Annotated in this window: 10 protein-coding genes; 8 read left to right on the top strand and 2 right to left on the bottom strand. The window is 45.4% G+C overall.

Annotated elements, in window-relative coordinates; all coding sequences use genetic code 11:
- Positions 1 to 80 precede the first annotated feature (80 nt).
- Complete coding sequence (locus K941_RS0105160) at positions 81 to 1,583, bottom strand: DUF3360 family protein (RefSeq protein ID WP_228130366.1); 1,503 nt, start codon at positions 1,581 to 1,583, stop codon at positions 81 to 83.
- Between the two features lie 561 nt (positions 1,584 to 2,144).
- Between K941_RS0105160 and K941_RS0105155 the strand changes: the two genes are divergently transcribed.
- From K941_RS0105155 to K941_RS0105130, 6 genes are all read left to right on the top strand, one after another.
- Positions 2,145 to 2,327, top strand: a complete 183-nt coding sequence (locus tag K941_RS0105155) for a DNA gyrase inhibitor YacG (RefSeq protein ID WP_029102767.1) — start codon at positions 2,145 to 2,147, stop codon at positions 2,325 to 2,327.
- Positions 2,328 to 2,375: 48 nt separating this feature from the next.
- Entirely contained in the window at positions 2,376 to 3,560 is a 1,185-nt protein-coding gene (locus tag K941_RS0105150; RefSeq protein WP_029102766.1) for an aspartate aminotransferase family protein, read from the top strand.
- Complete coding sequence (locus tag K941_RS17335; protein WP_167539586.1) at positions 3,557 to 3,697, top strand: hypothetical protein; 141 nt, start codon at positions 3,557 to 3,559, stop codon at positions 3,695 to 3,697. The genes K941_RS0105150 and K941_RS17335 overlap by 4 nt, the downstream gene beginning before the upstream one ends.
- A 324-nt stretch (positions 3,698 to 4,021) precedes the next feature.
- On the top strand, positions 4,022 to 5,332 hold the full coding sequence (locus tag K941_RS0105140) for a S1C family serine protease (RefSeq protein WP_029102765.1): 1,311 nt from the start codon (positions 4,022 to 4,024) through the stop codon (positions 5,330 to 5,332).
- 106 nt (positions 5,333 to 5,438) lie between these two features.
- Positions 5,439 to 6,416 carry an oxygen-dependent coproporphyrinogen oxidase gene (gene hemF / locus K941_RS0105135; RefSeq protein ID WP_036387552.1) on the top strand — a complete coding sequence of 326 codons (978 nt, stop codon included), beginning with the start codon at positions 5,439 to 5,441 and terminating at the stop codon, positions 6,414 to 6,416.
- 189 nt (positions 6,417 to 6,605) lie between these two features.
- Positions 6,606 to 7,082 carry a c-type cytochrome gene (locus K941_RS0105130; protein WP_029102763.1) on the top strand — a complete coding sequence of 159 codons (477 nt, stop codon included), beginning with the start codon at positions 6,606 to 6,608 and terminating at the stop codon, positions 7,080 to 7,082.
- 489 nt (positions 7,083 to 7,571) lie between these two features.
- Here K941_RS0105130 and sodA read toward each other — a convergent pair whose 3' ends face one another.
- Entirely contained in the window at positions 7,572 to 8,186 is a 615-nt protein-coding gene (gene sodA / locus K941_RS0105120; protein WP_029102762.1) for a superoxide dismutase [Mn], read from the bottom strand.
- Between the two features lie 709 nt (positions 8,187 to 8,895).
- Here sodA and radA point away from each other — a divergent pair.
- On the top strand, positions 8,896 to 10,302 hold the full coding sequence (gene radA / locus K941_RS0105110; RefSeq protein WP_029102761.1) for a DNA repair protein RadA: 1,407 nt from the start codon (positions 8,896 to 8,898) through the stop codon (positions 10,300 to 10,302).
- A 35-nt stretch (positions 10,303 to 10,337) separates the two neighbouring features.
- A complete protein-coding gene (locus K941_RS0105105; RefSeq protein ID WP_051225896.1) occupies positions 10,338 to 11,105 on the top strand; it encodes an ABC transporter permease in 768 nt (255 codons plus the stop codon).
- The last annotated feature ends 57 nt before the right edge of the window (positions 11,106 to 11,162 follow it).

Below are 11,162 nucleotides of genomic sequence, written 5' to 3'. Positions count from 1 at the left end.
TATGAAAAACACAAAAACCAACACACCCCAACAAAAAAAACGCCCAATATCCATTGAGCGATTTTTGTTTTATAAAACCATTAGACTCTAAACTGTGGGAGCAATGCAGGCACACCGGGGAACATACCCACCAAGCCCATGGCAATACACAGAATCACAAAACCTGCCACAGGGATAATCACACGTCCCATCAGACCGAGCTCAACACTACGTTTCTTATCACCGATGAGACCTAAGTTGTCTAGCATCATGGTTAGCGACCAGCCAAACACGGGATTCACGAGTGCTGATGAGAACACCACGATGGCAGCTGATTGAGTTGTCTTACCTGCACGAGTCATTTCCATGCCTGCTTCTAGTAGGGGTACAAATACCGCCACGATAAGAGCTGTGGAGAGTACAGGTTGCCATACCGCCAAGTCCATGGGGTAACCCCAAATGGCTGCGACGATACAAAATACCGCGGTCAAGACAGCACCAGCAGGAATCGGACGTTTAGCAATGGACGCAGGCACGATGTAGGTACCCCATGATGATGTGAAGTTCGCCCCGCCCAGTGCTGAGCCCACCATTTGACGGATAGAGCACGTAATGGTCGTGTCATCAATATTCATGTGTGTACGTTCAGAGTGCTTAGGATAGCTGATTTGCTGAAATACTTTGTGTCCCAAGAAATCTGGTGGCCACATGGCAACCGCCAACACCGCAAAAGGAAACACCACGAGGAAGGCTTTGGCGTCGGGCAAACCTAGTGTCCAACCTGTATCCTCACCCCACCAGTAGGTCGGACTAAGTGGTGGCAGTCCCGGCTCGGTCTTAAACTCAAAGGGAGCTCCCAAGATAAACGCCAAAAATCCTGCCAACGCACAGCCGATAGGCACCGCAAGCCAACGTTTTTGCCAATGTTCTAGCAAGGCATACATGACAATGGTTGACAAAATGATGATAAAGGCGATGTGTGGCAGACCAATTTTATCCGCCCACGCTATCATGTTTTTGACCTGAGCTATCAGCCCCACAAAACCCAGATAGAGTAGTAGCCCGCCTGCCACCCCGTTACTGGTGAGTTTGGACATGAGGCTGCCGCCTTTTAAGACCGCCATAATCAGTCCAAATACCCCGATGAGTACACCAAAAGCAAGTGGGTGTCCACCTGCCGCCACCACAATAGGAATGAGCGGAATGAGTGGTCCGTGTGTGCCAGGTAAGTTGGATGTTGGCAGGAAAAATGCCGAGAAAATAAGTACAAAGATTGAAGCGATAATCATCTCATAGCGGACGTTTTGCAAAACAAAATCTTCGCCCAAGCCAAGTGGTGCAGCAAAGGCAGCTGCCATCGCTCCCACCATGACGATTTTACCAATCATCCCCGCCATCGCAGGAATGGTATCTTCAAACTCAAAACGATAATCACGAAATGGCAAGTTCACACCCCATCTTTTGGGTTTCATGATTTGCAATTCGTGTCTTAGATAAGCGTCACGAGACTCAAAGGCAGATGAAGGCTTATGAAGCTCTTCATAACTTTTGATTGCGTATTCTCGGATTTGCTCTTCGGTTAAATCAGATTGAACATCACTCACAAATATCTCCTATCACTGTGAGAAAAATGCGTTTTAAAATCCTTGTTTTTTCATTTGTTCAAGTCTTGCATTCATCTGCACGCTCAAACAATGCCAAAAAACACTTTTTAAAACACTAAGCAATCTTGCCATTTCACCAATTCATTAATTATTTCTACAAGATAACACACATATTTTTTGGGTTATTTTATAACAATAATTTAATAAATCAATCGTACTAGCAAGAGTGCAGTGCTGATTATAACTTTCTTTTTTGTGACTGTCATGTTTTATTTGCAAAAAATTATGAAATATTTGCTAAGTTACTAATTTTTAATGACATTAAATGACATTAAAACCCATTACACCCAGGGCATGCCTATCATTGATAATATTTTTATGAAAATAAGATAAAAATTTACATTTTAAATCAATTTTTGCATGAAAAACAGGCGATTTTCCCTATTTTTTATTGCAAATACCAAAGGCAGGCACGCCCCAGCAACACAAACTCATTTTGTGTAAATGATAAAAATTTGTTAAAATAAATCCCCATCACAAAACAATCACAAAGACCATCACATGACCACACCCACCACTTACCCCTGCCCCCAATGTCAAAAACCGACCAGTTGGTCTGATAACCCCAACCGCCCCTTTTGCAGTGAACGCTGTAAGCTCATTGATTTGGGAGCATGGGCGGACGAATCCTATCGTGTGGCAACCGATGATACGCCATTTAGTGATGAATTGCCAAAAGCGTGATTTACCTAATTTTAACAATTTATTTTTAGAAAAATTTAAGGATTTATTATGTCATATCTTATGCCAACCTACGTCCGTCAGCCCATCTCGTTTGTGCGTGGACAAGGCTCATATCTGTATACCGCAGACGGCACGGCGTATCTGGACGCTCTAACAGGCATTGCCGTGTGTGGGCTTGGGCATTGCCACCCTACTATCAGCCGTGCCATGAAAGAGCAAACCGACACGCTCATTCACACCAGTAATCTGTATGGCATTGACTGGCAAGAAAAAGCAGGTGAAATACTGTGCCAAAAGGCAGGCATGGATAAGGTGTTTTTTGCCAATTCAGGAGCCGAAGCCAATGAATGCGCCTTAAAGTTGGCTCGCCTATACGCCCACAATCAAGGCAAATCTCGCCCCAAAGTCATCGTCATGGAGCACGCCTTTCACGGTCGCACCTTGCTCACCGTAACCGCCACCGCCAACCCTAAGGCTCGCTCAGGCTTTTTTACCCTAGATGATGACTTTATCCGTGTGCCGTTTAATGACATCTCTGCCGTGGAAGCCTTGACCGATGATAAGGACATTTGTGCGGTATTTGTAGAACCCATTCAAGGCGAAGGCGGTCTGCATACCCCAAGCGATGATTATTTAGAAAAACTACAAAACATCTGCCATGATAACGACTGGCTATTTATGCTGGACGAAGTGCAAACAGGCAACGGTCGCACGGGCAAATATTTTGCTTATCAGTATAGCAATGTCAAACCCGATGTGCTAACCACCGCCAAAGGACTGGGCAACGGCTTTCCTGTGGGGGCGTGTATGGTGTCAGGCAAAGCCAAAGACTTATTTGGGGCAGGTTCACACGGCTCTACCTTTGGTGGTACGCCCTTTGGCTGTCGTGCGGTCTGTGCCGTCTATGATGAGCTGACCGATGAAGTCATGACAAATGCGGTGCGTGAGAGTGATTTTATCCGTCAAAGCATGCGTGAGCATTTCCCACAAATAGACGTGCTTGGGCGTGGCATGATGATAGGTTTTGGCTTGCCTGATGACGTGGATTGTACGCACATTGTGGATATGGCTCGTGATGAGTTTCATCTGATTTTAAATGTAACAGGCGGTAATGTCATTCGTCTGCTCCCTGCCTTAAATATCAGTCATGATGATACGGTGATTTTGACCGATAGGCTGATTGGTTTGTTAAAAAAGACTTTGGGGCGTGTTGAATATTGGTATTTGCCATGAAAAATGCCTGTTTAAAAAAAAGCAGGGGAATCGCCCGTTTTTCAAGGAAAAAACTTGAGGTTGATGGTCATTCTATCAAGCAAGTTTTTAACTTCGAGCCACAAGATTTAGCCATTTTTCATGCAAAAATTGATTGAAACATTAAATTTTCATCTTGTTTTGTAAAATGTTATCAATGGTAGGTACGTCCCAAGATAAACTTGGTGTAAAATTTGCCATATTCTAGCAACCATTGTTAAAAAAATGCCTAAAATTCATCCGATTTTGCAAAACTTGTTGAAGTTTATTTTGGTAAAATTACCATACTTTTCATTCTCAACTTCTTATAAGCGATTGATTTATCAAGGGCGAACTGCAACTCGCCCTACAATCCAAAAAATATCTATGGGTAATCAACGGGTTGTTATTTTAAGTTGGGAATGAAGCATACTTTATTTTATCAAAACAATTTTAGGAAAATCATGAACAACACTCGCCATCAAACAGGAGCAAGCATTTGGGTTATCCTGCCGTGGCTCATCGCCCTAGCCTTAGCCACGGCTTTGGTGCTATTGGTCGCCAAACACAACGCCACACCCATAACCGCCCAAAGCACCCCCAAAACCGAGCAGATTGCCCCAAATACACAGTCAAGCGAACAGGCATGGCAACCCACCCTTGCCACGCCCAAAGCTCACAACAACCCTGACACCGCCCCCACAGTAGATTCTTATCACGACGCAGTGACCCAAGCCAGTCTGTCCGTGGTTAATATCTACACCACCCAAAAGGTGCAAAACCCTTATATGGGCGACCCTGTGTTGGAGCAGTTTTTTGAATACTATGGGCAAGGGCAAGAGATTGACAGGGGAGCGAGCAGTCTAGGTTCAGGCGTGATTGTCTCCAAAGACGGCTATATCATCACTAACGCCCATGTCATCGAAAAAGCCGATGAGATTACCGTCGCTCTCAATGATGGGCGTAAGGCACGGGCGACCATCGTCGGGGCGGACGTGGAGAGTGATTTGGCGGTGATTAAGGTTGAGATGGATAACCTTGTTCCACTCGCGTTTCGCCGTGAACCCATTCGTGTGGGTGATGTCGCTCTTGCCATTGGCAATCCCTTTGGCGTGGGTCAGACCGTCACCCAAGGTATCATCTCTGCCACAGGTCGCTCTGGACTGGGTCTGACCACCTTTGAAGACTTCATTCAGACTGACGCCGCCATCAACCCTGGTAACTCGGGCGGTGCTTTGGTAGACGCCAATGGGGCATTGGTCGGTATTAACACCGTCATCTACTCTCGCTCTGGCGGTTCAATGGGGATTGGCTTTGCCATTCCCACCACTATTGTTGAACAGGTCATGAACGGACTGATTAGCACTGGCAGGGTCAGCCGTGGCTGGCTTGGCGTGGAGATTACCCCCGTTAGGGAAAACCCCACAAATCTCACCACTCACGAAGGTGTGGTCATCGCCAGTGTCATGGCGGATGGTCCAGCAGGTAAGGCAGGTCTACGGGCAGGCGATGTGGTGCTGTCACTAGACGGCAAAACCATTGACAACACCAACACACTCATCGGTATCGTTTCTGCCAAAGCCCCCAACAGCACACTTGATGCCGTGGTCAAGCGTGGCGACGATGAGCATGAACTTACCATTATCGTCGGCGAACGCCCCAGTCGTGGCAACAACCGTCAAAACAGCGAGCAAGACAGTCGCTCTCTAAGCCCTGAAGAACGTGCTTATCTTAATGAGCTGTTTAATCAGTTAAACCGCATGCACGGACGTTGATGGCAAAATAACAAAATAAACCCAATCTTTGCATTGGGTTTATTTTGTTGAATTTTTAAAATAAAGCCTTACTATTTATCAATCATTTACAAACCACGAGAACATCATGAGCAAACACATCGATGACGATAAAATCCTAACCGTCCGCCGATTTTTATTAACCTTACAAGACAACATCTGTCAAGCCCTAGAAGCCCAAGAACACGCAGGCGGTATCGATGGGGCAAGCTCTGCCAGATTCATCAGCGACGTCTGGGAACGCCCCGATGGCGGTGGCGGTCGCTCGAACGTACTCTCTGATGGCGTGGTCATCGAAAAGGCGGGCGTGATGTTTAGCCACATTCACATCCGCAACCTACCCCCATCTGCCAGTGAACGCCACCCCCAACTGGCAGGGGCGACCGCACAGGCGATGGGTGTGTCTTTGGTCGTCCATCCCAAAAACCCCCACGTCCCGACCAGTCATGCCAACGTTCGCCTGTTTGTCGCCACGCCTGCTGATGGTGGTGAGCCGATTTGGTGGTTTGGGGGCGGATTTGATTTAACTCCCTTTTATCCCGTGATGAATGATGTCGTGCATTGGCACACCGTTGCTCACAAGCTGTGCCAGCCTTTTGGCGATGATGTTTACCCAACCTTTAAGGCGTGGTGTGATGACTATTTTTACCTAAAACATCGTGGCGAATGCCGTGGCGTGGGCGGACTGTTTTATGATGACCTAAATACTGCCACACAGGGTTGGGATTTTGAGCGGTGCTTTGCCTTTATGCAGGCGGTAGGGCAAGGCTACATTGATGGCATCATTCCCATTTTTGAAAACAACAAACACAGACCCTATACCGCCGATGAACGTGCCTTTCAGCTGTATCGCCGTGGGCGGTATGTTGAGTACAACCTTGTCTATGACCGTGGCACGCTGTTTGGCCTGCAGTCCAATGGTCGCACCGAGTCCATTTTGGTGTCCATGCCCCCTTTGGCAAGCTGGGCATATCGCTACGAACCTGTGGCAGGCACGCCAGAGTTTGAACTGACCGACTTTTATTTAAAGCCCAGAGATTGGCTCGGTTTGATAGACAAATCATAAACGCCCGCTTTGTTATCAAATGTAACTTTGCGTGCTTTTATGCAATGGCGTTTGAAATCATCAAAGGCTTGTGATATATTTGGGTCAAGTTTATATCAAAAGTTTGTATAAACTCACGAATAATAAAAAAGAATTGGTTTTTGCCAATTCTTTTTTGTCAAATACCAAGCCACCTTGATAGGAAGCCCCATGAAATTTGTAAAAATGCAATCGGTAAAATCTTTCACTCTCATCACCCTAACCGCCCTTGCCCTGACTGCTTGTGGCGACAAAGCCCCTGCTGGTGCCGGCTCAGCAACATCAACCGATGTCAAAGCTCGCCAAGACCTAATGCAAGATTGGCGTGGTGCCAATGACATTTTAAAAGGCATGATGGAAAATCCTGCCAATTTTGACGTTGCCACCTTTAAAGAGCAAGCTGAATTCATCAGTGGTAGTACCGCCCAAATGTGGACGCACTTTAATGATGCCAATGCCAAAGGCAACTCTCAGGACGCTGTATGGTCAGATGCGACAGGCTTTCAAGCCAAAAAAGACGAGTTTGATGCCGCCGCCCAAAACCTTGTGGCAGTCGCCGCCACTGCCCAAAGTGCCGATGATGTCAATGCTGCTTTTGGAGTTATGGCAGAGGGCTGTGGCAGTTGCCATAAAGTTTATAAAAAGTGATTGTTGATTGCTGGACATTTGCATGATTTTAAGGATAAATTAGGTTTGCCCTTATTTATCCTTATCATTGTTCAATTAAGATAATTTTGGTAAATTGACATATAAAAAAGAGAGGGCGAGATTCACCCAAGTGTTTATTTTGCCACGGGACTTGTAGGGTCGTGTTGCACACGCCCTTGATGATACGTTGATATTTAGGGTATGCACAGCACACCCCCACAACTTCACTCAAAGACATTATTAATCAATAATATGGCTCTGGTTCAAAAAGTATGCTACAAAGAAAACCGTTCGTGGTGAGCTTGGGAAACCTAACGGTTTTCCTACCCGTAAGCATAGCTCAGAGCGAACGGAAAACCTAGTTCAGCATACTTTTTGGACTACTATCAATAATATTAATACCTATATTTTATACAAACAGAAACAAGCCCGATTTGAGCTTGTTTTTGTTTTTAAAGCAATAATGATTTTAAACAATCGTTTTGTAAATCATGCCTTATCAAAGTTTTCTTGGGCTTTGTCCCAGTTTACCACATTCCAAAATGCCTTGATGTAGTCTGGACGTTTGTTTTGGTATTTTAGGTAATAAGCATGCTCCCACACGTCAAGACCAATGATTGGCGTACCTTCACAGCCTGCCACGTCTTTGCCCATCAGTGGGCTGTCCTGGTTGGCGGTTGAAACAACGGCAAGTTTGTCGCCTTGCTTAACCAGCCATGCCCAACCCGAACCAAAGCGAGTGGCGGCGGCTTTTTCAAATTGCTCTTGGAACGCCTCTACCGAACCAAAATCACGCACGATGGCATCTTTTAGCGAGCCTTGAAGCGTGGTGCCAGTTTTTAGGATTGTCCAAAATAGGCTGTGGTTGGCGTGTCCACCTGCGTTGTTACGAACGGCAGTTTGTTTGTCGGCAGGCAGTGCAGATAGATTGGCAATCACTTCTTCGGCTGATTTGTCCGCCCATTCGGTGCCTTCTAGGGCGGCGTTGGCGTTATTAACATACGCTTGATGATGGCGAGAATGGTGGATTTCCATGGTTTCTTTGTCAAAATGTGGCTCTAATGCGTCATAGCTGTAACCTAGCTCAGGCAGGGTAAAAGACATGATAATTCCTTAATAAAATTAGGGTTAATGTGTTTGTACAAATCGTTGATTTGTCCCATCAATATAAAGGCAAAATTGGCAAATTTCAAGTGCTATTTTATGAGTTTACAAAAAATCAATCTATTAAATAATTATCATTATTTAATAAATAGTCAATACTTATCTTACCCACCACAAAGCAAAAAAAGCAAATGGCATTTTAAAAACAACCTTCTATCCAAACCAGATTTTTGTGCATTTTTAAAAACTTTAACCTTAGTGTTTATAAGGATTTATTAGAGTTCTTGCGAAATTCAAAAATACTGGTCCTTAAAGCCTTATTTTATTGAACTTGAAATTTTTAAAAACCCAATAAAATCGTAATTTCGCAAGAGGTCTATTCTTATTTTGGAAAGAGATTTGATAAAATAAACCTATCAGACCATACCTTATTTCTCAACTTTATAAACCAACTTGATATTTACCACGGGCTTGTAGGGGTGTGCTGAGCACACCCTTTGATGATATTACTATACAAGGCGTGCTCAGCACCCCCTACGCTCACATATCATTGTATTTGTAGTAATTTTAAAGTTTCTTGGGTGTATTTATTAAACCCACTTTTATAAAGCCAGCCAACCTATAAAAACACAACCGCCTTTTTGCACAATTTTTGCCACGCTCCAAATAAAAAATGCTACAATACCCCAAATCCTAACACACTCTCATCATGGCAAAAAAATCCTCTTACGTCTGCCAATCCTGCGGAGCCAATTACGGCAAATGGTCAGGGCAATGTGCCGACTGTGGCGAATGGAACACGCTCACCGAAGCCCCCAATGTCGCCATGCCCCACCACAAAAAAACCACCGCCAAATCCACCCCAAAAACCGCCAACTATGCAGGTGACAGCTCTGGGGTCATGACCCTTGCCAATGTCGGCTTTTCGCTAGAAACCCGTATGCCCACAGGCTTGGGCGAATTTGACCGTGTGCTTGGCGGTGGGCTTGTGGCAGGCTCGGTGGTGCTGATTGGGGGCGACCCAGGCATCGGCAAATCCACAATCCTTTTGCAGACCGCCATTAACATGGCAAGTAGTGATTCGCTGGCTGGCTCGGCTCTATATATCACAGGCGAAGAGAGCCTGTCGCAGGTTGCCATGCGTGCGGTGCGACTAGGGCTACCGACCGACCGCCTAAGGGTGCTTGCCGAGACCAATGTTGAGACCATTTGCATGGCTCTGACCGCCGAACAGCCTGCCATTGCCGTCATTGACTCCATTCAGACGCTCTTTACCGAAGCCATACAGTCCGCCCCAGGGGGCGTCGCCCAAATCCGTGAATCCGCCGCCGTCTTGACACGCTATGCCAAGCAGACAGGCACGGCACTGTTTTTGGTGGGTCACGTTACCAAAGAAGGGGCATTGGCAGGGCCTCGTGTGCTAGAACACATGGTGGATACGGTGCTGTATTTTGAAGGCGAGTCCGATAGCCGATTTAGAATGATTCGTGCGGTCAAAAACCGTTTTGGGGCGGTCAATGAGCTGGGTATTTTTGGCATGACTGATACAGGATTAAAGGAAGTTGCCAATCCGTCCGCCATTTTTTTGAGTCGATATGACAAACCCATTGCAGGGTCGGTGGTCATGGTCAGCCGTGAAGGCACACGCCCTTTGCTTGTAGAAGTGCAAGCGTTGGTGGACGATTCGCAAGGTCAGCCCAGACGTATGGCGTTGGGGCTTGATTATCAACGCCTATCCATGCTCCTTGCGGTCATGCACCGTCATGGCGGTATCTATACGAGCGGTCAGGACGTGTATGTCAATGTCGTGGGCGGGGTCAAGGTCATGGAGACAGGCTCGGATTTGGCGGTGCTGATTGCCTGTGCGTCTAGCATTAAGGAAAAACCGCTCCCTGCACGGCTGTGCGTATTTGGCGAAGTGGGGCTATCGGGGGAGATTCGCCCTGTGCCAAACGGTCAAGAACGCCTAAAAGAAGCGATGAAACACGGCTTTACCCACGCCATTATCCCCAAAGCCAACGCTCCCAAAGTAGGCGATAAAAATTTTGCCAATATCAATATCATTGCCGTGGATAGGCTAGATGATGCGTTGATAAAGGCGTTTGAGCTTGCGTGATTGGTTTTTGCAGTTAAATAATCCAAATAAAATTTATGTTAATCTCTTTTTTTAAAAATCTTACCGCCCATGGCATTCAATATAGCCTAATTATTCTATTGCTAATTATTTGGCAAATGGTCATTGGATTTGGGTTATTGCCTGATTATTTATTGCCATCGCCCATGCAAATTGTTAAGGCGTTTATTGATGATTTTTATTTGCTGATGAGTCATGCCAAATATACGCTGATTACGGCATTTTTGGGCACAATCATTGGGCTGATATTAAGTTTTGTGTTATCTATTTTAATGGATTTGTCCAAAAACTTTCGTCAAATGGTCTATCCGATTTTATTATTAAATCAAACCATTCCTACCATTGCCATTGCCCCTTTACTTGTGATTTGGCTTGGCTATGGCATATTGCCAAAAGTGGTGCTGGTGGTGTTGTCGGTATTTTTTCCGATGACGATTGCACTTGTGGACGGTTATAATTCGGTACAAAAAGAGCAATTAAATCTCTTTCGTTCACTAAAAGCAAGTCATTATCAAACTTACCGCCATCTAAAAATACCGTCCTCCATGGGGTATTTTTTTACAGGATTAAAAGTGGCGTTGTCGTATGCTCTTATCTCGGCAGTGGTGGCAGAATGGCTTGGCGGTTATCATGGGCTTGGGGTCTATATGACCCGTGTGCGAAAATCGTATGAGCTGGATAATATGTTTGCGGTGATATTTTTGATTAGCATTTTGACTTTGATTTTAATTGGATTGGTTAAACTATTGGAGCGAAAATTATTGGCTTATCAATATCAAAAATAAGTGTATTTAAAAATATAATCAAAAAAAACAATGTGGGAGAAATTGTGATTTGCTCTT

The organism is Moraxella caprae DSM 19149, assembly GCF_000426885.1.
Taxonomy (GTDB): Bacteria; Pseudomonadota; Gammaproteobacteria; order Pseudomonadales; family Moraxellaceae; genus Moraxella; species Moraxella caprae.
Note: the sequence above shows the minus strand (reverse complement) of the source record. Positions and strands in the feature narration are given on the sequence as shown.